The following is a 25,854-nucleotide window of genomic DNA, read 5'->3' as shown; positions in this document are numbered from 1 at the left end:
TTTAATTCATGTGAATAAAAACTTGCATTCTGTTATTTTAATGATATACTAACAATGTATTCAAGTGAATACAAATCTGAAGGGAGGAACCGAATTGAGTAGAAAATGGTTGATCCTTATCTGTATTGGGATCGTGACCTTTATGAGTGATCTTGATGCGAGTGTGGTAAACATTGCATTACCCACGATTAGTAAATCATTATCGATTAGTATGAGTATTTCTGAATTAATTGTTTCTGCCTACTTAATTACCATCTGTATTTTATTAATGCCGTTAGGGAAGTTAAGCGATAAAATTGGCAAAAACCGCATTTTTAAAATTGGAACTGCATTATTTACGGTCGGGTCGCTGGTCTGTGGACTAAGCCCTAATATTACATTATTAATATTTGCCCGGATTTTGCAAGGCATCGGGGCAGCGATGACGATGAGTACCAATAATGGAATTATTACCGAAGTGTTTCCAAAAAAGCAACGGGGTCAGGCCCTCGGGTGGATTGGTTCGTTCGTTGCACTCGGGATGATTGCCGGTCCCGGAGTCGGGGGCGTGATTCTGCAGTATCTATCGTGGGAGGATATCTTCTACATTAACGTGCCAGTCGGGATTTTAATGATGTTAATGGCCACCAAGGTGCTGGAAAAAGACCATCCTGGCAAGCCAGAGCAATCAGATCCAATTGGCGATGCTTTATCGACCGCGTTTATCTTCTTATTCTTCGTGTATCTCTACGCGGGGCAACAATTTGGGTATCTAAATGGTTGGTTATTACTGGGACTACTAATTTCGGTGGTCGCACTAGTTGTCTTTATCTTCAATGAGAATAAGCAAGCCAATCCGTTGATCGATCTAAAACTATTTAAGAATGTCGATTTTTCAGCGGGTCTAATTACGGCGGTCTTAATTTTCGTTACCAATAATTTCTACATGGTCCTGACACCATTTTATTTGCAAAACGCCCGGAACTATTCCGCGGGGATTGCCGGTTTGATTATGATGATCTTACCGTTCGTTCAAATCGTGACCGCTCCGTTATCCGGGAAACTGGCCGATGTGTTCGGTGAAATTAAATTGATCGTGATCGGATTATTGTTCATTCTGGTGGCCCAAGTATTATTGCTGTCAAGTAACCTAAATTCGAGTATCATTATCTATATGGTAGCGATTGGGTTATTGGGACTCGGTAACTCGGTCTTTCAAGCACCGAATAATTCAATGATCATGGGTTCGATCAAGAGTAAGGACCTGGGAATTGCCGGGAGCATGAATTCGCTCTCCCGGAATATCGGAATGGTGCTGGGCAATGCCCTTGCCACGTCGTTATTATTCTTGGTCATGAGCGTCATTTCCGGTCAGCATGTAACTAACTTTACCGGTAGTAACAAGCCATTGTATCTAATGGGCCAACAATTTGTATATGGATTTGGAATTGTTTTAATCGTGATTACGATTGTAATTACATTAAAGCAAGTTAAAACAATTAGAACCACACAATCATAGGAGGAATTTTTATGTCAACAATTAACGTTATTTTAGGAACTTCACGTAAGGCTGCATTGGGTAAGAACCTATTGAACTACATGGCAGCCCACAAGGATGAATATGAAAAAATGACTGGCGACCAGTTTAACTTTATGGAATTGGGCAGTTATAACCTGCCGTTTTTCTATGAAGATTTAGCGCCATTAAACAATCCGGACCGGACCTTAAAGGAAAATGAACAAAAATGGGTCGATGATATGAAGAATGCCGATGGCTACATCTTCATGACGCCAGAATATAACCACTCGATTCCGGCAGTTTTAAAGAACGGGATTGACTACCTTGCTGGAGAAATTGGTGATAAGCCGGCATTGATCATTACCTATTCGAACAATAGCCGGGGCGGTCAATTTGGTGGGAATGCACTCAGCCCAATTATCAATCGTTTGGGCTCGTTCGTGCTACCAAAGTCAGTTGTCATTGGAAACGTGCAGGATAACTTTGCTGCCGATGGCGCCGTCTTACCAGATGCACCATCTGGTGAATACTATGGTAAGAAGTTAACGCAAACTGCAAAACGAATCGCGTTTTACACGGACTTATTGAAGGACCATCCATTTAAGGGTTAATAGATAGCACGATAAAGGGTCAGCCTGGTGTCAAAATTGGCATCAAGCTGACCCTTTGTTGTTTTTAAAATAACTTTACAATGACCACGCCTAAGAACATGACCACAATTCCTAAATATTGCACAATCGTAATGTGTTTCTTGCTGGCCCCCATGATCCCGTATTTATCAAAAATGACGCTACCAAATAGGTTACCTAGCAGTGCTAAGATTACCGCGGTTCCGGCACCGATAATGGGGCTGATGTCGGCGTTAGCTAGCACATAAATGGCGCCGAGGGCTCCACCGGAGAGGACCCACCAGGGATGCCCGTGGCTAAAAGCATTCTTGACCTTTTGATACCCGTGTTCGCTAATCCCACCAATGATCAATAAAATGACGGCACCCACGAAGAATGAGATTAATGCCGCGTGGGTCGGTGAACCAATAAGAATCCCCAAATGACCATTGATCGGGGCTTGGGAAGCTTGAAACATCCCAGCGACTAAGCCAATTAGTTGCCAGGGCAACTTACTCTTGTGACTGCTAGCCGCGGGTTCGCGTTTGATCACAATCATAAAGATGCCGGCTAATAGGATGATGATGCCCAATAACCTGAGTAGTGTGAAGTGGTGCACCGGGGCGGCGAATAACCCGAAGTTATCGATGAGCATCCCCATTAAAATTTGGCCTAAGATTGGCATGACCACGGTTTGTACCGCTCCTAAGTACGGAAAGATAATGATGTTAGCCGTTAGTCCGACCACCCCAAGGGCTCCGCCGAACCAAATCCACACTGGTTCGGTGGTAAAGGTGTTGACAGGGACCAATAGCGAGTTACCTTCAATCAAGTTCACGATCAATAATGACAGCGTTCCGATCACAAATGACACCATTGAGGCAAAGAACGGGCCACCCCTAAGGGTGTTCTTTAATTTCGTATTAATTGATGTTTGCACCGGTAATACTAACCCGGCGATGATTCCAAATAAGTATGGCAAGTGAAAATCCCCTTTATGATATTTTAGTTCTTATTTTACACCGTGATTTAGAAAAATTTTCAACTGAAGGACGTTATCTTTGAATTATAATGAGTGCTGTTTTAATATGAATATGAATTAAATCTAGTAGTTAAAAATTAAAAAACGAAAGGATTTGGTGTTATGCGTTTGAACGAAGTTTATATTGATCGAGTAAAGGGACGGGAGGTATTTGATTCCCGTGGAAATCCAACGGTTGAAGCAGATGTGATTTTGACCGATGGGACGTTAGGAAGAGCCGAAGTGCCATCAGGAGCCTCTACTGGTGAAAACGAAGCAATTGAACTTCGCGATGGCGGCAAACGATTAATGGGGAAAGGTGTTACTAAGGCCGTTGCGCATATTAACAACGAAATTAGTACCGCTTTACACGGTGTGAGCCCATTTGACCAACGTCAAGTTGACCAAATCATGATCGAGTTAGATGGCACCCCTAATAAAGCTAAGTTGGGTGCAAATGCTATTTTGGGAGTTTCGATGGCTACGGCGCGGGCCGCTGCTGATTACTTCAACGAACCGCTTTATCGATACCTCGGTGGGGTGGACCTAGAATTACCACAATCATTCCACAACGTTATCAATGGTGGCGAACACGCTGATAACGATATCGACGCTCAAGAATTTATGATTACACCCCTTAAGAAGACTTCCTTCCGTGATGGAATTAATAAGATTGCCGATGTTTACCACACCTTAAAGAAGGTCTTAGAAGCAGAAGGCTTTGAGACCGGTGTTGGTGATGAAGGTGGGTTTGCTCCCAACATGAAGCATACCGAAGAGGCGGTTGAAGCACTTTACAAGGCCATTAAGCAAGCTGGATATGAACCCGGCGTTGATATTGGAATTGCGATGGACTTTGCTGCGTCCGCCTTCTTTGATAAGGAAAGCGGCAATTACAATTTTGAAGGCAAGACCTACACACCAGCACAATTTATCGACTACGTTAGTGATTTAATCGATAAGTATCCAGCAATTATGTCCGTTGAAGACCCAATGGACGAAAATTCATGGGATGACTTCGTAACTGCTACGAAGCGCTTAGGGGATAAAGTCCAAATCGTTGATGATGATTTGATCGTGACGAACCCTAAGTTTATCAGAAAGGCCATTAAGCTGGGCGCTGGAAACACGCTCTTGATTAAGTTGAACCAAATCGGGACCGTTTCCGAAACCTTAGAAGCCGTTCGGCTAGCACGGAAGAACAACTTCAAAACCATGATCAGTCACCGTTCTGGTGAAACTGGTGATACCTTTGTTGCTGACTTTGCCGTTGCTGTTAATGGTGGTGAACTTAAGGCTGGTGCGATGGCTCGTTCAGAACGGGTTGAAAAGTACAACGACATCTTAAGAATCGAAGAGGCAATGCATGACTTAACACCAGTTGCGCACTACCCAAATGATGTTGATTTAGATTAATTTCAAATTGAATTCAAGTGCCTCAGTCCCTTCGGGCTGGGGCGTTTTTAGTTGTGAATTATTAGGCCAGGCAGTAAAATAGAAATTAAATCTTTTTTAAGGAGCGCTGGAAATGGCTGAAAATCATGGCTTACAGTTAACTGATCGAGAATCTAATCATCAGATTATTAAGGCGTTAAGTAGTAACGCGCTGGGGGCGTTTAGCTATGGGATTTTCCAATATGGCATCAGCTTTATGTTATTACACGCTACTAAGTCACCGTTAAGCTTTGGGATGGGACTGACGATTGCTCCATTAGTCAGTCTCTTAACGTTTATTCCAATTGGGAACTTTGTGGATACCCACGACCATAAACGGATTATCTTTTGGGGCTACCTACTCCGCATTATCGGGTTCGTCTTGTTGGGCGTGGCATTGCCGTTCTTTAGTGGCACCGGGTTATTAATTCCGGTGGCGCTATTTATTGTTTTGGATTCATTCTTAGTCAACTTCCGCAATACCGCTTATTCGGCATCGATTCGCCAGTTCGTAAACGAGAGTCAGATTCCAAAACTCAGTTCGCTAACGACGGCGTGTGCCTCTGCTTCACGCGTCTTAGCCCCGGTCTTTGGGGTGTTGTTATATTCGTTGATTAGCGTGAACGGGTTAATTGCACTAGAAATTGTGGCGACCATCATTGCAATGATCATTATGATGCACCTGCATTTTCACAATGTCGATGGTCATCAAACGCCCCGGAAGAAGGTGTCGCAGACCCAACAATTTCACGAAACACTGCGTTATATGAAGAAACGGCCGTTTATTCGCGATACGATCATTGCCGAGATTGTCGTGAACTTCTTTTACACCGCAGTGGTGACGGGAGCGCCATTTATCATCGTTAATGAATTAAACTTGGGCAATGACGTGGTTGCAACGATTGAAACTGGCTATGCAATTGGCTACCTCCTGGGGAGTTTGATTACCAACTGGTTCAAAAACCAACGCCACTTTGCAAAGCGGGTGTTGGTATCATTGGGATTGGTGGGAGTAGCGTTAACCGGGCTGGGGGCATTATTTGCAGTTGCCCCTAACAAGTTGATGATTGGCATCATGGGTCTGCTGCTAGCGTTACTGTTAGACCTTGCATTTGCCATCTTTGACCTCGCCGTTGAAATTCGGCTGCAAAGCACCGTCCCGACTAGAATTTTAGGGCGGGTCAGTTCAACGTTATACACCGCTAGTTTTGCAATCATGCCGGTCGGAACCATTATTTACACCGGATTGTTCGATTTCTTTGAGCATGGTAGTTATATTTTAGTGCTAAGCGGGTTGGTTTTAATTGCATATGCGTTCTTTAGCATTGACGTATTTAGCCGTGACATTAAAAAGGACGACCGCTTTATTCAACGGCACAGTGATTAATGATATGATATTAGTATTGAAAACATAGGGGTGAAATTTTTTGAAAAGATTAGTAATGCCATTTTTAATGTGTTTACGCAGGGAAAAATTTAAGCCGGATGAAACATTTACCGGGGTGGATGAATTAGAAGGGTTGACGATTGAATTAGCAGCGCAAAATGAAAGCAATGCTGAATTAATCAAGCAACCGGATGATAATGCTGAATTGAAATTTATCATCACTGCTGGCCCAGAAGTGGTTAGTTCGACTGAATTTAAGATGAGTCAGGTCTTTGAGACCAAGATTGAATTTACATGGAATGATAAGCAGTATCAAGTTAGCTTTAAATAGTAAAAAACGGGAATCAGTTAATTTTAACTGGTTCCCGTTTTTGTTATTTGAGATTATTTATCTTCCATGAGACGCAACTATTATCAGGCCCTTAGGCTCACCTTTTGAATAAATTGAATTACCCGGTGAAGTGCATCCCTTGCCTCCGGAATTGGGAACAACATGAAATCGTGGTTCATTGCTTGATAGCGGATGGTAGTCACTTCCCAATGGTGCGAGACCGCCATTTTCTGAAAACGCATTGCATCTGGTGACAAAATATCGTCGGTTCCGGTGACCATTAAAATTGCTGGTAACCCAGTAGCATCACCATAGATAGGACTAACGAGTGGATCTTTGACGCTAATTCCATCAGCGTACAGCAGGCCTAATTGAGCTAGGGTTGCGATATTTAGCATTGGATCTCTAGGCTGGATATTTCGCATTTGTTGATTAGAATTGGAAATATCCAAGTATGGTGAAATCAACACCGCCTTAGCAGGTAGTTGCATTTTTTGATCGCGGATTCGTTGCATTAATGCTAACCCTAAGCCAGCACCAGCAGAATCACCCATTAAAGTGATTGAATCAATGGTATCATCATTTAGTAATTGTTGATACGCATCCATAACCATTGCATGAGCATCTCGAGCATGATATGCCGGGGTTTTAGGATACACTGGCATTATGACCCGCCAACCGGTTTGATTAGCCAACTTAGTTAGCAACTGATAGTGCTGTAACGTCGGTGGGTTAAGATAGGCACCACCATGAAGATAGAAGATGACATGATTAGCTGCTTGAACATAATGGGGAACAATTTCAAAAATGGCGCTCTGGCCGTGGTATTGATGAACGGAACCCAGGCATTGTATCCAACGCGGGACTTGATATGGTAACTTACTATTTTGCATGGCTTGTTGAAACTTGCGATTAGTATTAAGTGGCCTGATCACTGGAATCAACGGTAGTATTTGATTAACGAGCTGAGCTCGTAGACTACGTTGATTAATGAACGCGGTGTACTTTTCAATAATGCTAATTGCAAACATGAAGCCCATGATGAATGATCTACGTGATTGCATATTACAAAAGCCCATTCATTATTTCCGGTGATAGATAGCAGCGTCGCCAAACTTACCGGTTCTAATGCCACTGAAGTAGATTTGGTTGTGGTTATGAACCTTAACTTTGAACTTATATTTAGAAATAATTCCAGAGGATGCATACGACATATTAGCACCCTTAATGGTATATTTTTGCTTGCCAGTTTTCTTATACTTGAGCTTAGTAATGGTTTCGGGATTGATTGGTGCAAACCGGTGGGTCTCATTAATCTTTTGATTGCTGATGGTGGTCTTACCATCACTGCCCCCATTAGTTTTTTTAGCAGCCCAGCTACCGTGGAGCACCTTAGGGGTTCCGGAATGCCACTTAGCCTTGGCAGCATTAACATTGGTGGCAGAAGTGAATAGTAGTCCGGATAGCATGGATGCACTAATAATTAACGATGTGAATGATTTACGATGGTTCATTTGCTCAACTCCTATATCAAATGTATTTAGTTTTATCATAACATAATTTACGCAAAGGATTTTGAGTTGGATTAAAGGACCTCAAAAATTTGTGCAATGTTTTCCCACAGTAGTTCTGCGTAGTTTGGCTTTGCGAACTTAGGGTTAATTTGTTGCATTAAAGTGACGTGATTGCCATCATCATGGGTTACCGGATAAATTGCTGCCATCATGGTCAACATTGAGTATTTAATACGTTCAATTTCTGCTGGATTTAATTCAGGATCGACTGTTAAAAGCTTCGCTTGTAAGATGGCCATGAATTGGAAAATCTGTTTTTTAAACGCCAAGAAAGGTTCGTCGCGGATGTTATCTTCGATGATCGAGAAGTTAATTGATAATAGCTTCATCATTAAATCGCCGGTCAAGGAAGTCGGTTGGGCCCCGGTGCAACTACAAAGTGATGTGATTTCTGGGATTTCGGAAACGTTAATGGCGTTGCATTGGCATCAAGACATGTTCGAAATTCCAGATGGGGCGCAATTGCTATTTTCAACTGCTGGATTAAAAAATTAAGGCTTTGTGTTGAATCACCATGTGATTGGCCTGCAATTTCATTTTGAGCAGACCGCTGATGGCGAGCGTGAAATGGTCACAAATGGGTTTCCATACGTTGCGGGAACCATTTTAAAGCAAATTGCTACCGAGATTACGAACCACCCAATTTCGGTTGCAAACCAGCGGTTGATGTTTAGGTTGCTTGACTACATTAATGAATAATCCGGGTATGTTTTATAGCTTAAGTGCGTTATAATCAAATCAATAGAGCGTTTCTGATGTGATCAGTGATGCTCTATTTTTAATTTTGAAGGGGGATTGATTATGGATCAGATTACGTTTAGAAACGCCCAGATGAATGATTTAAATGCATTGATGCAGATTGAACGAACTGGCTTTAGCCCCGCTGAAGCTGCTAGTGAAATAGCCATGCGGGAGCGGATTGCAAAGCTTTCCGATACGTTCATCGTGGCGATTAACGCTGGTCAGTTAGTGGGCTTTGTGGTCGGGGCTGCCTATGATCGGCGTTATTTGGACGATGCCCTGTATGAAAAGTCGACCCCGAACCAACCCACTGATCACTACCAAACTGTGTTGAGCATTGCAGTATTGCCGAGTGAACGAGGGCACGGAATTGCCAGTGAACTACTAGGCCGAATCGAAATGGTTGCTAAACGGTCTAATCGATTGGCGGTTACCCTGACTTGTTTGCAGCGCTTGATTCCCTTTTATGAACGCAATGGATTCGTAAATGAGGGTGAATCGGAATCATCACATGCTGGTGAAGTGTGGTATAACATGGTCAAGCCAATTTAATTGAAATGATTGTACTGGTCCGTTTAATAGGCCTATAATTTAGGGGAATCCTTAAAAGATTGGGGCATTTGAAATGAATTTTTATTCATATAATTACTTAAACCAAAATTATGATCGGTTAAACTATGCGTTTTTATTGATCATGATTTTATTTGCGGTTGCGTTAATTGTTCTCGGAACTAAGTACTTAAAAAATCGAACCAACTTAAAATTTCGTGATTTAATCATTTTGACACTCTTTGTGGCCTTAGCAATGGTGGGAATTCAAATTACGAATATCAACAATAGTGGCTATTCTAACGGTCAGCAGACGGCCCGCTTTTTAAAGCAAATTAGTATTGAACACCACGTCGAATTAAATCATGTTTATTCTGATTCCAACGTCATTAAAGATGGGATGACCATTAAAGTCGGGAGTAAGTACTATTCTGTTACGGTAAATGATTCTCAGACCGGCTATAAGTTAAACTCAATTGATGCAATTAAGGGGCAGCAAATTAACTATGTGCATCGAAATGACTTTAACTTAAATCTGTTTCATAATAGCTACGTTGTCCTGTGGCTTAAGTTACTCGTGGGGTTCATCATGCTAGTGGTTCAAATTGACTTATCTGGAAAATCAAATTTGGCACAGTCCACTACCATTGACCAGATGCAAAACTACGTTCTGGGTGGCATTATTGGCGGGATGATTTATAATTCGGCCATTACGATCCTTCAATTCACCATTATTTTACTGCTATGGTCCATTATCATCTTTGGTGGAAAAATTTTAGCTAAAAACACTAATTTATTTAAAAATATCTTAATTGGAAAGCCCAGAACCGTTATCAAAAATGGGCACGTTAATATTGATGATATTTTAAAAATGGGGATGTCTGCTGATGATTTAATGTTCAACCTGAGGTTAAATGGCATTAATGATTATCGTAAGGTAAAGAATGCATCGATTGAAAGAAACGGGTCGTTGACCATTGATAATGAAAATCAAAGTGACGCATACATTGTGATTGCTGATGGTGCAGTTAATCATGATGCACTAGTTAAACTTAATATGACCGAGCAGGATTTAAAGCAACGATTGGTGGTCAAGGGGAAGTCATTTACATTTAAACAGGTCTTTTTAGCCCAGATTATTGATGGCGAATTATCATTTATTTTATATCCTCAGATCAAAAATAAAACCATCGTTAGTCGAATTAGAAAGTATCTGTGGAATTCAAATTCAAATGTGAATTGACGTTAGGTTTTTTAACATTTTTTACAAAAAATAAGTAATTTACTCTATTAAAATTATCTGAGTGTGGTACAATGTATTTGTAATCAAAATCTAATTGCAATTATATGCACACTGGAGGGCTTATTATGAAAAAAGATACTAAAGCAACCGTTGGCTTATTCAAAACCATTAAGAACATCTTTTCCAAGATGATCATGACTGCTGCAGTCACCTCAGTCGGTGAATTTGCTAGTCGCTCGTTTTACGAGGCTAATAATGCCGCCCAGGGTGTTAATCCAGAAGAGCGAATGGTCACTGGAAAATAATTGGCGTTAGAAAATACTGAAAATTAAAATTAATTTTAAATGAAAATTTGACACGGCTAATCTTAATTGGTCGTGTTTTTATTTTATTAACATGGATTCGTCTAAAATGGAATAATTGGTGTTAAAAGCAGATTTTTATCCTAAAAATTGCTACACTATAGGTTAATGAACAGGAGTGATCGGATGATTCATCGAAGGGTATTTAGAGACCTTCATTTTAATATTCAATTTAATCCGGATTTGGTCAATCAATACTTAAAAACGTTTTTCATGGAGAATGGACAAATGATGGATTCAATGGTAAACCTTCAAAAGTCTAATCCACAGGTCGTGGTGGATTTATGGTGGTTGAAAAAACTAGCAAATCAAAATGCAATCGCAGCCGATAGTGACTTGGCGGCATCGACGTTATCGCGATTGGACTCCATCGAAGCTGAATACTGGGTTAATTTTCAAACGAGTCTTAAGACCCATTATTTGATTCCAGAGGCTGAATTTTCGAATGCACTTAATGCATGGAAACAGGTAGTCGCACAGGATGGATCCTATGAGCGCGACGTCCAGACGTTAAAGCAATTTTGGGATGCCCATCGGGATGCGCTTGCCTTTATTATGGATAACGATGATGTCTTTATGCTGTTAGATTATTTTTTTCAGCATCGACATGATTTTTCAAAGGACGCGATGAATCAAAAGACGGCGAGTCTGATCGAGCGGTCATTTAATCAATTGATCCTGCGCTACTCAGTTCGCAAAGAAGTGTTAACCAGGTTATAAGGGGTTTTTAAATGTTATACAGGGACATGTTTGATAAATACATTGCAGCGCTTGATAGTGATCATGCGCACTTAGATGCACAACTACAGGAATTTTTTAAAAATTTTGAGGCCACCCTGACTGAAATCGTTAACTATCGATATGGTGCCGATGATTCCCAAGTTGATAACCTAATTGAACTTAAAATGATTGCTGATGGTCGGACGCTGATTGATAATGAGAATCCATTTGATGTGAAACAGCTCATTGATAAAATGGAGCGACTTAGAAAGGATTATTTATATCTGACAATTAAAAAATTCGAACGGTTTGATTTTCTGACTGAGGCGGATTTTGACCGGGCGTTGATTTATTGGCAACGACCAGAGTACTTTGGGAGTGAATGTGATCCGACCCCAATTGTTAACTTTTGGAACCAACATGCATATGCGATTGGGGAAGTCATTAATGACTATGCAGTCTATGAGGGTTTCAAGCAGATGATGGATAAACTGGATCGAAGTGATATTACCATTTTGTCTACTCAGGATGCGGTCCTCTTACATCGTAATTTTAAGACGTTGGAAGCGGTATACTTAGCTAAAGCCGCGGTGTTTACTAACTTATAATTTCAGGACGGTGAAACTCAATTGATTTTAGGATGGGTAACTAGGATTGATACATAATAAATAAATTGAGCTACTACCAATGCGGTTAATTGGAGGTTGTTACTGGAATTTAGGGCGGATTAATTAGCATGTGTATTCAATCTTGTTACTGATATAATGTTTAATAGTATAAATAATTTTATAATTTGTTTTAATTTGAAGGTTCAATAATACTTAAATCTTAATACCAGAGGGAAGCGCCATGAAGAAATCATCAAATCTTATCATCATCGGTTTTTGGATCGTTGTGTTAGCACCATTTTTATTGATTGGACTTTTATTACTAGTTCCTGAAACCCGTAAATCCGTTGCTTCAGACATTGTTTCGTTATTAATGTTCTTTTTAGGATGGACGGTTATTTTAGGACTATTATCATTGGTCTTAACGTTGTTAAATAATTGGCAGATTAAAAGAAACTTTAATCGACGAATTACTTATAATTTAAATGGGGTCCAAAATAAAAAGATGGTTATTGATAATTACTTTGCAGCTAAATTTGGCACCAATCTTAAGGACCTAGATTACTATTCAGTGGATGTTGATAATAATATCCCGCTGGATGAATTTATGAAACTATATCAACACCACCATATTGATAAGCGAGATGGGCATTAATGAATTGGCTAGGCCTGTTAACGTTCAGCTTGATTTGTTACCCCATTTTAGGGGCCATTTATATTTCATTTGGAATTATCTGGTATGAATACCTGTGTAGCAGTAAAATTACGCATTTTAATAATTATCCAGTGGTATCAAATGAGCCGCTGGTCTCAATTATCATTTCAGCCCATAATGAGCACTCAACGTTGACACCGACGATTGAATATTTGGAAAATCGACTCTGTTATCGTCACTACGAGGTGTTAATCATGGATGATGGTTCAACTGATGATACGCTTGATATTGCAAAACGCCTGCAAGCACAGTATCAAAATCTACGCGTGGTTCATATTTCGAATAATAATGGAAAAGCCCATGCATTAAACGTGGGGATCGGCTTTGCGAATGGTGAGTTTATATTAAGTAACGATTCAGATACGCTCCCGGAGCCGAATGCAATCAATAAGTATTTGACGTACTTTACCGGAATTAAAAATCGGAACGTTGGCGCTGTCACCGCTAATATGGATGTAAATAATCGGACGACCTTAATTGCAAAATCACAAATCATTGAATTTACCAGTATCGTGGGTGGGATTAAGCGGACCCAGACCGCGGTGTCAGGAAGCATGTACGCCTTTAGTGGGGCCAATACGATGTATCGCCGTGATGCATTGATCGATGTCGGCGGTTTCAGGCAGAATCGGGCCACCGAAGACATTAGCATTGCTTGGGATATGGCTTATTATCAATGGCAGACAAAGTTTTCACCAGATATCGTCTTTCACATGTTGGTCCCGGAAGATATTCCTAGCCTATACCACCAACGAAAACGCTGGTCGCAAGGGGGGACTGAGGTCTGGTTATATAACTTTCGGCGGATGGTGTGTTCGCCAATTGGGATGCATCGGCAACTACCAATCTACGTTGATAATACCCTAAGCATTCTATGGAGTTTTGCGTTATTTATTGCTACGGTTGTACTGGTGATCATGAACATCGATTTTTTACTGACCCATCAATATGCACGGCTGTTGAACCTATGGACGGTGAACATGGCCTTAGTGGCAATAGAGTATCTGATGGGGTTCGTTCAATTGATCCTATCGCTAAATTATGATCAATTTGGCATGAAGATGCGGTATCTTTGGGTGGCGCCATTGTATATTTCATGTTTATGGTTGGTAAATACCGTTTCACTAGTGATGACCTTTATTTTGGCATGTAAAACCATCTTTTTCGGCCATTCTTCTGGAACGTGGCAAAGTCCACGATAATAAAAGGGGGTTCGACCAGTCTGGTCGAGCCCCCTTGTGTTATTTATTTAACTGCATTTAGACATGCATCTAGTTCATCTTGCATGAAAATCGCCAGTGCACCAATCCATGCACGTTGATTCTTATTAAATTGATCCTTATGATCATTTAATAGCTTTTGGATATTATCAATGATCGTTTGTAAATCGGTTGCTTCGATAATCGGTGCGATATATGGAAGGGTTGAATCAGCTTTTAATCCATTATTAATACTATCAATGAATGGCTTTAATGCTCGTTTATCAACCACCATTTTAAAGTCAATCGTATTATGATTGTTTGAAGTGGGGGATTCAGTTAACATTTGCGCACAGTACTTGGCCATTAGGTTGGGGATAACGACTTGAATGTACAAATGACGTTCAGCGACCGGCAATTGTTGGAAACGTTTGATTACGTCCTCGAAAGAATTAACATCTTGATTAACGAGTGGCAATACGGTAATTTTGCCATCCCAATCCAGTGAAATAATTAGTGATTTATCATCGATATGGTAGTTCGTAAAGAGTACTTTTTTCATTCAAAGGATCCTTTCTATACTGACATTGCTTAGGACTGATTTGCTAATTCATTCAATCAAATGGCTGCTAATTAGATTTGTTTGACACAGGTGTTAAACTGCTTGGTCATTAGCTCAGCGACGGTGTCGAGCACGGCGACCTGGTTCTCCTCTAATTCAACTAAGTTATCATTAATAAAATCATAAATGGAATTAATGACGATCGAGAGGTCAAAGGCCTTCATCGTAATCTCAATTGTGGGTTTACTATAAAGTGCGAAAGCCTGGTCAGCTGCTTCTAAAAATGAATCTAACGCCACCTTTTGTAGTTCCGACTTTAAGCTGATGTGGTAGTCGTTGTCAGCATACATGAGTTCGGTCAGTAGTGCGGTAAAAACTTCCAACTGATGATGATTCAAATTCATCTTAATGAATAGGGTACGTTGGTCAACCGGAATTTGCTTAAACGCCGTTATGGCCTCTGCAACGGTTTCGGTGTGATCACCAGCTAAAACGCTTAAGACGTTGTCATTAACCGAGATGACTAGCGATTTCGCATCGAACATTTGCTTTAGAAACACTTTATTTTCCATCGGCAGGATCCTTTCTAAAAATGAATTTACTTAGTCAGCACTAGTGGCTGATTCAGTAACTACATTTTATCGCGGGATGTTTTCGAAAGACACCCTGAAAATGGTTGGGATATCAGTAGTTATGGCTAGCTAGGGGTTAGAATGGGGGAAAGTTTATTTGGGACCAGCAAATATGCATCAAATGCGAAAATTCGGATGATAAAATCCAACTATTTTAAATTGAGTTAGCTTTAAAACGCGCTATAATAGGGTTTGTTCATCATGATTGATTGAAAACTAAAATCAACGTTTGTGGGTGATAATAATGGATAAAAAGAGCGATTCATATAAACAAGCGTTTGCAAAGAACTTCAATCGCGAACTCGTTAATTCACGACTGAAGAAGAAGGACGTTGCCAAGCGCCTGGGGGTGTCTAACACAACGATTACTAATTGGTCGCAGGGAAAACAGGTTCCAGAAGGTCATAATTTAAATAAGTTGGCAGATTTGTTCCAAATTGCGCCCAAAACCTTGAATAATACCTACACTGATGAAGAATTAATGAAGCTGCATGACGAATTGTTTTTTAATTTGTTAGGTGAATTTGATCGGGGAACTAAACTGGCTGACTTTCAGATCAAACGCGATGAAGCATTTGAAAAACAACATCCCGAGACCATGGTTTATGATTACTTAAGCGATGATATGGAACCAACGATCCCAAAGGATTCGGTATTAGATGTTGATTCGCACTGTCAGCTGCAAAATGGCATGATTGGCTTATTTTGGTTAAAGACGCATCGATCCGCATCACCTTCATTTACTCCCCATGTCGCCAAGCGGGTCTGGTTCAATGATGATAAAACATGGACGTTAGTGAATGATAATTACCATCACCTGGAAAGAATTATCGTTCCTGATTTAAATACCCACCATCTCTATGATCCGGTTGATAGTCCATTATATGTCAATTTAATCGGGGTAGTTACCGGTTATCGCCACCGCTTTTATAACTAAAATCAAAAGAGCTTGGATAAACAACGTGGTTAACGTTGGCTTGTCCAAGCTCTTTAGCGTTCTTGTCCGTACACTACTAATTTAGTATATAAATAGGTAACGGAGGCAAAGAGAGAGCATAAAATGACTACTTATACGATTCCCATTCCCTTTAGAATGATCTTTACATTATGGAGAAACTGCTTTAATTTTTTGAACATTTGATCAACCACCTTTATTTGTTTAAATATAGATTAGCATTGATGATTATCTCTTAAAATCCTGAAAATAACTGCTGTAATTAAGTTCTGTGTAGTGATGCAGGATTAGGTGGTTAAAATTTAATTTCGACTGAAAATGATGTTAATTTAAGGATGAATTAACATCATTAATCCAACAATTCAATTTATCATCCGCAATAAAAGCTGTTAGATCAACAATGATACAAATTTAAAAATAGCCATTAAAATGCATGGCTATTTTCGGGGTGGAGCTAATTATAAGTTCGTGATGGCCGCCTCTTTTGCTAGGCACATATCCATGATGAGCTGAAAGGCGTGGTATAACGCAACGGTATCTTCATCACTTAATCGGGTAAGTTGTTGTTTAATAATGGTTTCCATTACCATGTTAATACGTTTGTAGATTGAGTAATCGCCAATTAGTTCAGCGACTTGATCTTGATGTTTTTGCCAAAATTCGGCCATTGGAGTCGGATCGGTCTCCATCCCCATGTACTCTGGCTCGTCCCAAAAACTAAAGGCGGCCTTAAAATCACTACTGGTTAAAGTAGACTGAAGCGAATTTCTTTGAATGATGCAACGAATGTAGGTGTTCTTAAGGGTTCCCAGCCGCTTGATTAACTGATCAACTGCAATATCACCATTAATTGGCGTTTGCCCCTTGGCAATTTTGCTAATGATCATCAGATTTGCTATTTGTTTACTTGTGGCACCAAAACGAGGGTTGATCACGGCATTTAGTTTATTTTCATTGATTTCAATGAGCTTGGCTACTGGCATTAAATTGTGCGGATCTTGCTTAACTGCTTCGATGCATTGATCAAACATCCGGTCCGATAATAAAGTGGTTTTAAATGCGTATTGCAAACAGAATTGCCGGAGCTGACGGAAGATCTCGATTGCTTGAGTAAAACTGAATTTGGTATTCGATAGAAAGTGCAGGATTTTAAACCGCCGGTCGATTCGGTTAAATGAACGATCATTATCCATCATCACCGCAAATGATTCGCGATTTTCAATCCAGAGTTGAGCTAACGGATGGGTTTCCAATTCGTCTGAATCATTACTTTGGGCCTGAGCATACCAATTATCAAGGGCCTTCATAATGGTGCTAACTGATACCAATGATTCGGCTGGAAGCTGTGCTTTAAAATTTACCAGGTACTCAGTTTGAACCGTTGCTAAACGATTCATGGTTTCAATTACGATGCCATCGTCAATTTCATCATCCAGTGGGAGTGCTTTTTGGTCGGCTAATTTTCGAAGCCACCAGATGTCAACAACGGCATCTGGGAGTGCATCTTCTAAATTAACGACCCGATGAATTTCATCCCAGTTACGGTCAAAAAATTGATGTAGTAACTGATTGGTGTTATTTGAACTGTGCAAAATGGCAGCTTGTAGTGCTTGAAATTCTTTTAAATGAATCATGACAATCACCTCGTATACTTAACTCTAACTATTGCAACAATTTCATTTTAGAGCGCTCAGATTTAAAATACTAGCATTGAAAATTCGGGTGATTTGTGAGTCGTTGACGGGACGGGCTTAACTCTTTAAATTAAATAATTTGGTGGTGTAAGTGTAGGTTTGATTATTGGGAAGGCCGGTGACCGTTACCGTGTAGCTATGACCGACCTTGATATATTGGTCATCTGGCTTGAAAGTAAAACAAACATTTCCATCCCCGGAATCACCAGCCAATGCAACATTAGAAACTGGCACATCCTGATTAGCAGTATTATCATGAATTGTAACCGTGCTAGAATCACGACTAGGGTCATATTGATCGCTTTCAGTGCTAGCATCTTTATAAAGGACGTGATAATGCGAGGAATAACTAGGGAAAGATGATAGCTCATATGGTAATGATAAGGTCCAATAGGCCCCGTCAACTAAGTTAATTGGACATAGGCCGGCCTTAGGAAACGGGAGGGCACTATTGGTAATGTTAAAGATGGCGTCATTATGTTCGGATTTTTCAAATACTTTTAAGTCGTTATAGGTACCGGCTTGCCCGACACCAATTTTACCGATATTACCAAATAACCATTGCCGGTGGCCTGGATATTGATCGCCATTATCATTTAAGTAGGTGTTAATAATATCATAAGGAGTGCTAACCCCAGATGCTAGGTTACTAGATGCAGTAGCATCGATTCCACGTTGCCAATCATCTTGACTGATGAAATCGGGTTTATTAAAACCAACTAGCCCATGGCTCAATCCCTGATTTGCTGCTGCGAGCGTTGTTGCTCCATATTGAGCTGCAGAATCCCAATTGCTGTCATCTTGAATTTCAGAAAGACCAAACATTTTTCGATAAAAATTGAGCCAATCGACCGTGTTTTGAATAAAAGCGGGATTTAATTGGCCAACATTAAACGAATTTTGGTACACAGGTTTAACTGAGTAGGGGTTAGTAACGTTACCAATTGCATTGGCTTCATTTTGATATTCCTGAATTTGATTGATTTCATCGGTAGTAAATAGCTTCGGATCATTTTTACCACTATTCTGATCATTACTATCGGAATCACTGGATTGATTTTGATTGGCTAAAATTTTACTTTGTTTTGCGTAAATTTTATCTAAACTAACGTACTTAACGTGCACGTTTCTTTTGTTACCTAAATATCCGGAATAGATCCATGATTTTTCCCGATCATGGTTTCCAGTTAGTTGATCGATTTCTGTAAAAGAGTACCCTGCAACGGTTTGGGTCTTGATAATGTGAACGCGGTAATTTTCAAATCCGCTATCGGCACCAAAACTCCCATCTGCCTTTTGATTAATTAATTGATGAAATTGTTGTTGATCCATGATGGGGGCGCTATGGTGTTTGGAACTGACAATGTATTTATGAGTGGCATCCGCCTTGCCTGTGGAACCGGGATAGCTAACTAAAGATAGTTTTAAATGTGCTTTCCCCCCAGCAATGTATCCATGGAAACGTTTTATGTAATAATAATTCCGATTATGGTAGTTGATTTTAGTGCCCCTTTTTAGTGTGCCGGTATATTTTTGATTACTGCTACTGATTAGCACGGGGGTGCTATATTGATTGCTGAATTTAAATACCCGAATGGTTTTTGGGGCTTTTGCACTAGCGGTTTGTGAATATGTAACGCCCGTACCTAACGTCGCAATGACGGTCGTTGCTAATAATAATTTGATTTTTTTCATAATTATTCATCTCCAATATTATTAAATATAGTATTGGCAATGACAACTGTCAATGAATAATTAATTTGTGTAAAACTTAAAATCAATCATTATTGATGATGCTAAAACGGGATGGCACTAATTAAAGGACCACCCCGTGATTGATTTAATTTATTGTTTAGATTAAACGTACTTAATTCCACCATCAACTAGGATTGCCTGTCCGGTAATGTAGTCGGCTTTATCACTTGCTAAAAATGATACTAAATTGGAAACATCCTTTGGTTCCTCACCGCGGCCAAGGGCGATTCCGTCAACTGCATCTTTCAAAGCAGACCCCTTGGGCTTATTTTCTAGTGTGGTGAGCTTATCATCAATTTCATCCCACATTGGAGTGAGCACAATTCCAGGGCAGTAAGCATTAACGGTAATGTGATCCTTAGCCAGTTCCTTAGCAGCAGCTTGGGTCAGTCCTCTAATTGCAAACTTAGTTGCGGAGTAACCACCGAGCATTGGAAAGCCCTCGTGGCCCGCAATGGATGATGCATTAATGATTTTACCAGGAGTACCTTGCTTTTTAAACTGCTTAGCAGCAGCTTGAATTCCAAAAAGGGCCCCCATGACGTTAATATCCAATAGTCGCCGCATTTCAGCTTCGGTCGTTTCTGCGACTGGATCAACCACTGCAATTCCAGCATTGTTAACGTATACATTTAATTGACCGAGTTTTGCAACGGTTGCTGCTACCGCTTGATCGACTTCGGCCTTAGATTGGACATCTGATTGAATGGCAATTGCATGACCGCCATTACCATTGATTTCATCAGCAACTGCTTGCATCTTGTCTAGGTGCCGACCAGTTAATGCTACTTCAAAGCCATCTGCACTTAGTTGTAATGCGATGCTCTTCCCAATTCCTTGACCAGCACCGGTAATTAAAGCTACTTTTTTACTCATTTAATCTCCCCCAAAGGTAATTGTTAATGTTTTCACAATTATTGTATAGCTAGTTTGTGTGAATTTCAATTAATTGGATTGATTCGGCCAATGCGCTCTGTATCTTTCTAGAAATGAGGTCATTAATATGTTAACTATAATTAATGTTTAACTACAAAAGCCGGATAAAATACAAACATTTTACAAAAAAATGGCTAATTTTTTACAAATTTACTTTGAAATCTTAAGAAAAACTTGATATTATTAATTTGTAAGATATTTATGTTCGGGTTCATCTTACATAATAATTTCATTTCTTTATGAGGAGAGATAGCGGTATGAAGTTCTTTAAGAAAGTGGCGGCAGCCAGTGTGCTTTTATTGAGTGCAGTGTTATTGACCGCCTGTGGGGGCAAGTCTTCAAATGGTTCAGGAGATTATACGCCTAAGAAATTGACTGTTCAATTTGTGCCTTCATCAAATGCAAATACCATGGAAGCAAAGGCTAAGCCATTGGCAGGTTTACTTTCAAAGCAACTAGGCATTCCTGTAAATGTTAGTGTTTCGACCGATTACAATACGATCGTTGAAGCAATGGGTTCAAAGAAAGTTGACGTTGGTTTCTTACCACCTGACGCATATGTCTTAGCTCACAAACAATATAACGCTAAGGTGTTACTTCAAGCACTACGTTATAACCGGACGGAACCTGACGATAAAACCGGTAAAAAATTAGTGAACTACTACCGTGCTCAAATTTTGGTTCATAAAGGTAGCGGCATCAAGAACCTTAAGCAATTAAAGGGTAAGAAGATTGCGGTTCAAGATACTACCTCTACCGCTGGTTGGGTGTATCCAGCGGTTGAAATGTTAAAACATGGCGTAAATATCAATAAGGATAATATTAAGACGGTTCAAGTAAAGGGCCATGATCAAGGAGTATTGTCTGTATATAACAAGAATACCGATGCAGCATTTGTTTTCCAGGGTGCTCGGACTTTAGTTACTAAAGATGCTCCAGATGTGATGAAGGAAGTTGTACCAATTTATACTACTGGTAAGATTCCTAATGACACGATTACTGTTCGTGGTGATATGAGTAAGAAGTGGCAAAAGAAGATTGCTGATGCCTTTAAGAAGATCGTAAAGACCAAGAAGGGACATGAAATCATGTCATCCGTTTACTCCCATGAGGGATATGTAAATGCTAAGGATAGCGATTTTAACTCTATCCGGAAGTACGATAAAATTGCTGAAGAATTAAATAAATAATAATTAAATATTTTATTATGATTAGTAACCTGTAATTAACTCTCAAGTAGGGTTATTACAGGTTATTAATTTATGGAGGAGATTTTATAAATGATAGAACCAGCCATTGCTTTTAAGGACGTCCAAAAGGTTTATGATAGTGGAACGATTGGACTTAAAGATATCAATTTAGAGATTCAAAAGGGTGAATTTATAGCTGTTGTGGGGCTTTCTGGAGCCGGGAAGAGTACCCTTTTAAGATCAATCAACAAGATGCATGATATCACAAGTGGCGATATCCTAATTGATGGTAAATCAATCGTGAACTATAAATCTAAAAAACTGCGTGCGTTAAGACGGAACATTGGGATGATTTTTCAAAATTTTAACTTAGTTAAACAAAGAACCGTCCAACGCAATGTTTTGAACGGCCGGGTGGGTTTTTATCCGACTTGGAAGAGTGTCCTGGGCTTATTTAGCAAAGCGGATAAGAATAAGGCGGTTGAATCACTAAAGACCGTCAACTTGTTGGATAAATTATACACAAGAACTGATCAACTATCCGGCGGACAGCAACAGCGGGTGGCAATTGCCAGAACCTTAATGCAAGATCCTAAGATTATTTTAGCTGATGAACCCGTAGCATCACTAGACCCGGTCACTTCTGAAGCCGTGATGGATGATTTAAAGAATTTAAATGAACAGCTAGGGATTACGGTTGTTGTTAATTTGCATTCAGTGGAATTAGCAATGAAGTACGCTAGTCGAATCATTGGGTTACGGAGTGGACAGTTGGTTTATGATCAACCTATCAATAACGTTTCTAATGGTGATTTTGATAAAATTTATGATAAAGCGGGGCATTAAGATAAGATGAATACAGAAATTCCTCAAAAGTCATTTAGTCAAAAATTTCATGTTAAGGGCATTGCATGGACAGTTATTTTAATAGTGCTATTAGTCCTATCATCAATGGCAACCGGTGTGGATATTATTGGCTTTATTTCTAACTTTGGTCAATTTACTGATTTGCTGGTTAGAATGTCTAATCCGGATTGGCAATATCTAAATGTTGTGATTGCGCCAATTATTGAAACCATCCAAATGGCTTTGATTGGGACTACGATTGGAGCGCTGATTGCAGCCCCATTTTCAATTTTAGCTGCAAGAAACATCGTTAAAAATCCAGTTTTAAGGTTAATCATTCGCTTCATATTGGATTTAGTTAGAACCTTACCCGATTTACTCTTGGCTGCATTGTTTGTTGCAATCGTTGGAATTGGACCTACTGCCGGGGTATTCACATTGGCGATCTTTTCGTTTGGAGTGGTGTCAAAATTATTCTATGAAACTGTTGAATCAATTGATAACGGGCCCTTGGAGGCATTAGAAGCTGCCGGAGCTAATAAAATCCAAGTAGTTATCTTTGCCGTTGTTCCCCAAATTATTAACCGCTTCGTGGGGTACTTCTTATATGCATTTGAAATTAATGTTCGTTCATCAACGGTGCTGGGGTATTTAGGTGCTGGTGGAATTGGGGTCTATTTGCAAAGATCACTATCTTCATTTATGTACAATCAAACCGCAGTGATTATTATTGTGATTCTAGTAGTCGTAGTAATTATCGATACCATCAGTAATAAACTACAGGAGAAATTAAGGTGAAAAACAATATGAGTCGTGATCAATCAAAAAATAATTTAATCACTAAATATGGATTTATGTTTTGGATTATCGTAATTGCGATTGTCTACCTCTGGGCATTTAAGGGGCTCCAATTTACTGGAATCCAAGCCTCTGCTGGTGAAGTGAGCCGGTCGATTTTCCAGGGGATTTTCCACCCTGATTGGAAATATGCTTACAACGGTAGTGGTGAAGACTTGGTTAGTCAAATCATTCAAACTTTAGCCATCGCATTCTTAGGCATTTTTATCTCAGCAATTATTAGCTTTCCGATTTCATTTTGGGCTGCCCGCACCGATGCTAAAAAGCGATTTCACCTTCGATCGACTAGTGGTAAGTTATTATTAGTATTAATTAGGACGTTCCCAGAAATTGTGTTAGCCATTATGTTCATTAAGGCAGTGGGGCCAGGCTCATTTGCAGGGGTATTGGCACTTGGAATCCATTCGATTGGGATGCTAGGAAAACTATATGATGAATCGATTGAAGGGCTTGACCACAGCACTAATGATGCGATTATTGCTGCTGGTGGAAATAAAATCCAAGTATTATTTTTATCCACGATTCCAGCCGTAATGCCTTCGATTTTATCATATACGCTATTTCAATTCGAAATTGCAGTGCGCTCTGCAACCATTTTAGGAATGGTGGGTGCCGGTGGAATTGGAACGCCACTGCTTTTTGCTATCCAGACCAGAAATTGGCCTAGGGTTGGAATCATTCTTGTTGGAATTATCATTATGGTTGCTGTAATTGACTGGATTTCAGGAACCTTAAGAAAGAAGTTAGTTTAATTGGTTAAAATCAAAATTCTATCCACTAGCGATGTCCATGGCTATCTGTTTCCTACTAATTTTAGCGGCGTTAATGATCAACAACCGTTTGGTTATCTAAGGGCAGCAAGTGTTATTAAGCAGATAAGAGCAGCTAATCCAGATGAAATAGTACTATTCATTGAGAATGGTGATTTTATTGAGGGTTCTCCGCTGACTTCGTATGCATTTAATACTCATGATACTGAGCACTTGAATCAAAAGCTATGTGAAATGGTCAACGATGTAAAGCCGAATGCAATGGTTCTAGGCAATCATGAATTTAACTACGGTGTTGATTACATTGCTGATACCTGGCAGCACCGTAATTTTCCTATTTTAGATGCTAATATAACGGGTCCAAATCATTCCAAAATGATTGATGCCCCATATCAAATCATTGAATCCCATGGGGTTAAAATTGGGATTTTGGGGTTAACCACTCAATATGTTCCCAATTGGGAACAGCCTGCCAATATTGCGGGGCTTAAATTTCAATCGGCTGTTCAAACCGCTAAACATTATGTCCCAATCTTAAAATCACAAGCTGACATTGTAGTAGTTGCTTACCACGGTGGCTTTGAACGGGATTTAGACAATGGCAAACCAACTGAACAACTAACCGGTGAAAATGAGGGTGATGAGTTACTCAAAGCGGTGGATGGCATCGATGCATTAGTAACTGGGCACCAGCACCGTGAACTAGCGCAATTGGTTCATGGCATTCCCATTACACAACCCGGATATCGTGGTGCGAACGTTGGCGAGATTGATTTAGAATTAGATGCTCAAAAACAGATTGTTAATCGAGATGCGAAGTTAATTAAGACCGCGAACTATCCAGTAGATAGTAAATTATCTGAAGTGGTCAATGGACTACAAGCCACCGTTGAAAAGTGGATGGATCAACCATTGGCGACAATCAATGGGGACATGCGAATTACAGATTATATGGATGCCAGACTCCATGGAAATGCATATCTCGACTTAATTAATAAGATTCAAATGGATAAAATGGGCGTGGATATTTCCGGAACCGCCCTGTTCAATGATGAAATTACTGGATTTGATAGGACTGTAACCATCAGAAACGTGGTAAACAGCTATGTATTTCCAAATACTTTGGTTGTCGAGCAACTTAGTGGAGCTGACCTAAAGTTTGCACTAGAAAAGTGCGCTAGCTTCTTTACGTTGCACGATGACGGAAGGATAACCGTATCAAAGGCGTTCTCACAACCTAAGTTACAGCTATTTAATTATGATTATTATTCAGGAATTGAATATACCTTTGACTTGAATCAACCAGTAGGGCAACGGGTCGTGAAGGTAATTTACCATGGGAAACCACTGCTAGATGATCAAACCATTAAAGTGGTCATGAATCAATACCGTGGCACTGGGACTGGCGGATATGATACGTTTTCAACGGATAAGGTAATTCAAAGTGATTCTGATGATATGCCTAAATTAATTATGAATTATTTGAAGCAACATCGAACGATTGATGCTCATCAGCCTGATAATTTACACATTATTGGAATTGACCATAAGAAGATATAGGGGGATGCTATTAATGGTGTTCTTTTATGCCCAAATCAGGCTTAAAGATACGATTATGGATAGCGGACGATCTTTAAACTTAAAAAAGCCATCAATTGCGATGGCT

General features: G+C 39.9%; 29 protein-coding genes. 20 read left to right on the top strand and 9 right to left on the bottom strand.

Translation table 11 applies throughout. The features are described 5' to 3' along the window. The first annotated feature begins 94 nt into the window (after nt 1–94). On the top strand, nt 95–1,498 hold the full coding sequence (locus MOO44_RS08505) for an MFS transporter (RefSeq protein WP_260116685.1): 1,404 nt from the start codon (nt 95–97) through the stop codon (nt 1,496–1,498). Between the two features lie 11 nt (nt 1,499–1,509). Then, nucleotides 1,510–2,109 carry an NADPH-dependent FMN reductase gene (locus MOO44_RS08500; RefSeq protein WP_260116684.1) on the top strand — a complete coding sequence of 200 codons (600 nt, stop codon included), beginning with the start codon at nt 1,510–1,512 and terminating at the stop codon, nt 2,107–2,109. A gap of 64 nt (nt 2,110–2,173) precedes the next feature. Here the strand turns inward: MOO44_RS08500 and MOO44_RS08495 are convergent, their stop codons facing one another. Further along, on the bottom strand, nt 2,174–3,088 hold the full coding sequence (locus MOO44_RS08495) for a DMT family transporter (protein WP_260116683.1): 915 nt from the start codon (nt 3,086–3,088) through the stop codon (nt 2,174–2,176). A 168-nt stretch (nt 3,089–3,256) separates the two neighbouring features. Between MOO44_RS08495 and eno the strand changes: the two genes are divergently transcribed. The 3 genes from eno (at nt 3,257) to MOO44_RS08480 (ending at nt 6,279) form a co-directional block, all read left to right on the top strand. Then, nucleotides 3,257–4,543: a phosphopyruvate hydratase gene (eno, locus tag MOO44_RS08490; protein WP_260117340.1), complete on the top strand. Its 1,287-nt coding sequence runs from the start codon at nt 3,257–3,259 to the stop codon at nt 4,541–4,543. A 112-nt stretch (nt 4,544–4,655) separates the two neighbouring features. Continuing rightward, nucleotides 4,656–5,948 carry an MFS transporter gene (locus tag MOO44_RS08485; protein ID WP_260116682.1) on the top strand — a complete coding sequence of 431 codons (1,293 nt, stop codon included), beginning with the start codon at nt 4,656–4,658 and terminating at the stop codon, nt 5,946–5,948. Nucleotides 5,949–5,988: 40 nt separating this feature from the next. Next, nucleotides 5,989–6,279: a hypothetical protein gene (locus MOO44_RS08480; RefSeq protein ID WP_260116681.1), complete on the top strand. Its 291-nt coding sequence runs from the start codon at nt 5,989–5,991 to the stop codon at nt 6,277–6,279. An 83-nt stretch (nt 6,280–6,362) separates the two neighbouring features. On the opposite strand, the gene MOO44_RS08475 is transcribed toward MOO44_RS08480, so the two are convergent. From MOO44_RS08475 to MOO44_RS08465, 3 genes are all read right to left on the bottom strand, one after another. Further along, complete coding sequence (locus tag MOO44_RS08475) at nt 6,363–7,343, bottom strand: alpha/beta hydrolase fold domain-containing protein (protein ID WP_260116680.1); 981 nt, start codon at nt 7,341–7,343, stop codon at nt 6,363–6,365. Between the two features lie 18 nt (nt 7,344–7,361). Beyond that, nucleotides 7,362–7,793 carry a hypothetical protein gene (locus tag MOO44_RS08470; protein ID WP_260116679.1) on the bottom strand — a complete coding sequence of 144 codons (432 nt, stop codon included), beginning with the start codon at nt 7,791–7,793 and terminating at the stop codon, nt 7,362–7,364. A 71-nt stretch (nt 7,794–7,864) separates the two neighbouring features. Continuing rightward, entirely contained in the window at nt 7,865–8,182 is a 318-nt protein-coding gene (locus MOO44_RS08465; protein WP_260116678.1) for a hypothetical protein, read from the bottom strand. On the opposite strand from MOO44_RS08465, the gene MOO44_RS08460 reads away from it, so the two are divergent. The 9 genes from MOO44_RS08460 to MOO44_RS08420 all read left to right on the top strand — a co-directional run bounded on the left by MOO44_RS08460 (nt 8,151) and on the right by MOO44_RS08420 (nt 13,993). After that, on the top strand, nt 8,151–8,348 hold the full coding sequence (locus MOO44_RS08460) for a type 1 glutamine amidotransferase family protein (RefSeq protein WP_260116677.1): 198 nt from the start codon (nt 8,151–8,153) through the stop codon (nt 8,346–8,348). The genes MOO44_RS08465 and MOO44_RS08460 overlap by 32 nt on opposite strands. A gap of 9 nt (nt 8,349–8,357) precedes the next feature. Continuing rightward, entirely contained in the window at nt 8,358–8,552 is a 195-nt protein-coding gene (locus tag MOO44_RS08455) for a hypothetical protein (RefSeq protein ID WP_260116676.1), read from the top strand. 102 nt (nt 8,553–8,654) lie between these two features. Then, complete coding sequence (locus tag MOO44_RS08450; RefSeq protein ID WP_260116675.1) at nt 8,655–9,146, top strand: GNAT family N-acetyltransferase; 492 nt, start codon at nt 8,655–8,657, stop codon at nt 9,144–9,146. Nucleotides 9,147–9,219: 73 nt separating this feature from the next. Continuing rightward, entirely contained in the window at nt 9,220–10,386 is a 1,167-nt protein-coding gene (locus tag MOO44_RS08445; protein WP_260116674.1) for a DUF3290 family protein, read from the top strand. Nucleotides 10,387–10,511: 125 nt separating this feature from the next. Next, the gene (locus tag MOO44_RS08440) at nt 10,512–10,691 is read left to right on the top strand and encodes a hypothetical protein (protein WP_260116673.1); all 180 of its coding nucleotides are present in this window, start codon (nt 10,512–10,514) and stop codon (nt 10,689–10,691) included. A gap of 183 nt (nt 10,692–10,874) precedes the next feature. Next, nucleotides 10,875–11,468 (top strand): hypothetical protein, encoded by a 594-nt coding sequence (locus tag MOO44_RS08435; protein WP_260116672.1) that lies wholly within the window; start codon nt 10,875–10,877, stop codon nt 11,466–11,468. A gap of 11 nt (nt 11,469–11,479) precedes the next feature. Next, nucleotides 11,480–12,076, top strand: coding sequence for a hypothetical protein (locus MOO44_RS08430; RefSeq protein WP_260116671.1), 597 nt, complete (start codon nt 11,480–11,482; stop codon nt 12,074–12,076). Nucleotides 12,077–12,317: 241 nt separating this feature from the next. Next, nucleotides 12,318–12,731: a hypothetical protein gene (locus tag MOO44_RS08425; protein WP_260116670.1), complete on the top strand. Its 414-nt coding sequence runs from the start codon at nt 12,318–12,320 to the stop codon at nt 12,729–12,731. Beyond that, nucleotides 12,731–13,993, top strand: coding sequence for a glycosyltransferase family 2 protein (locus tag MOO44_RS08420; RefSeq protein WP_260116669.1), 1,263 nt, complete (start codon nt 12,731–12,733; stop codon nt 13,991–13,993). The genes MOO44_RS08425 and MOO44_RS08420 overlap by 1 nt, the downstream gene beginning before the upstream one ends. Before the next feature lie 43 nt (nt 13,994–14,036). Here the strand turns inward: MOO44_RS08420 and MOO44_RS08415 are convergent, their stop codons facing one another. Both MOO44_RS08415 and MOO44_RS08410 read right to left on the bottom strand, forming a co-directional pair. Beyond that, nucleotides 14,037–14,552, bottom strand: coding sequence for a hypothetical protein (locus tag MOO44_RS08415; RefSeq protein ID WP_260116668.1), 516 nt, complete (start codon nt 14,550–14,552; stop codon nt 14,037–14,039). Nucleotides 14,553–14,623: 71 nt separating this feature from the next. Beyond that, complete coding sequence (locus MOO44_RS08410) at nt 14,624–15,124, bottom strand: hypothetical protein (protein ID WP_260116667.1); 501 nt, start codon at nt 15,122–15,124, stop codon at nt 14,624–14,626. Between the two features lie 304 nt (nt 15,125–15,428). On the opposite strand from MOO44_RS08410, the gene MOO44_RS08405 reads away from it, so the two are divergent. Further along, complete coding sequence (locus MOO44_RS08405) at nt 15,429–16,121, top strand: helix-turn-helix domain-containing protein (protein ID WP_260116666.1); 693 nt, start codon at nt 15,429–15,431, stop codon at nt 16,119–16,121. Nucleotides 16,122–16,597: 476 nt separating this feature from the next. On the opposite strand, the gene MOO44_RS08400 is transcribed toward MOO44_RS08405, so the two are convergent. The 3 genes from MOO44_RS08400 to MOO44_RS08390 form a co-directional block, all read right to left on the bottom strand. Further along, nucleotides 16,598–17,773, bottom strand: coding sequence for a hypothetical protein (locus MOO44_RS08400; protein WP_260116665.1), 1,176 nt, complete (start codon nt 17,771–17,773; stop codon nt 16,598–16,600). Between the two features lie 117 nt (nt 17,774–17,890). Beyond that, entirely contained in the window at nt 17,891–19,528 is a 1,638-nt protein-coding gene (locus MOO44_RS08395) for a CAP domain-containing protein (protein WP_260116664.1), read from the bottom strand. Between the two features lie 162 nt (nt 19,529–19,690). Further along, entirely contained in the window at nt 19,691–20,464 is a 774-nt protein-coding gene (locus MOO44_RS08390; protein WP_260116663.1) for an acetoin reductase, read from the bottom strand. A 317-nt stretch (nt 20,465–20,781) separates the two neighbouring features. On the opposite strand from MOO44_RS08390, the gene MOO44_RS08385 reads away from it, so the two are divergent. From MOO44_RS08385 to MOO44_RS08365, 5 genes are all read left to right on the top strand, one after another. Next, nucleotides 20,782–21,714: a phosphate/phosphite/phosphonate ABC transporter substrate-binding protein gene (locus tag MOO44_RS08385; protein WP_260116662.1), complete on the top strand. Its 933-nt coding sequence runs from the start codon at nt 20,782–20,784 to the stop codon at nt 21,712–21,714. A gap of 90 nt (nt 21,715–21,804) precedes the next feature. Continuing rightward, entirely contained in the window at nt 21,805–22,560 is a 756-nt protein-coding gene (phnC, locus tag MOO44_RS08380) for a phosphonate ABC transporter ATP-binding protein (protein WP_260116661.1), read from the top strand. Between the two features lie 6 nt (nt 22,561–22,566). Continuing rightward, entirely contained in the window at nt 22,567–23,358 is a 792-nt protein-coding gene (gene phnE, locus MOO44_RS08375) for a phosphonate ABC transporter, permease protein PhnE (protein ID WP_260116660.1), read from the top strand. A gap of 8 nt (nt 23,359–23,366) precedes the next feature. After that, nucleotides 23,367–24,170 (top strand): phosphonate ABC transporter, permease protein PhnE, encoded by an 804-nt coding sequence (gene phnE / locus MOO44_RS08370; RefSeq protein WP_260117339.1) that lies wholly within the window; start codon nt 23,367–23,369, stop codon nt 24,168–24,170. Beyond that, on the top strand, nt 24,171–25,748 hold the full coding sequence (locus MOO44_RS08365; RefSeq protein WP_260116659.1) for a bifunctional metallophosphatase/5'-nucleotidase: 1,578 nt from the start codon (nt 24,171–24,173) through the stop codon (nt 25,746–25,748). Nucleotides 25,749–25,854 lie beyond the last annotated feature (106 nt).

The sequence above is a fragment of the Nicoliella spurrieriana genome, from assembly GCF_023380205.1.
In the GTDB taxonomy this organism is placed as follows: Bacteria; Bacillota; Bacilli; order Lactobacillales; family Lactobacillaceae; genus Nicoliella; species Nicoliella spurrieriana.
This window is presented reverse-complemented; position numbering and strand designations above follow the sequence as displayed.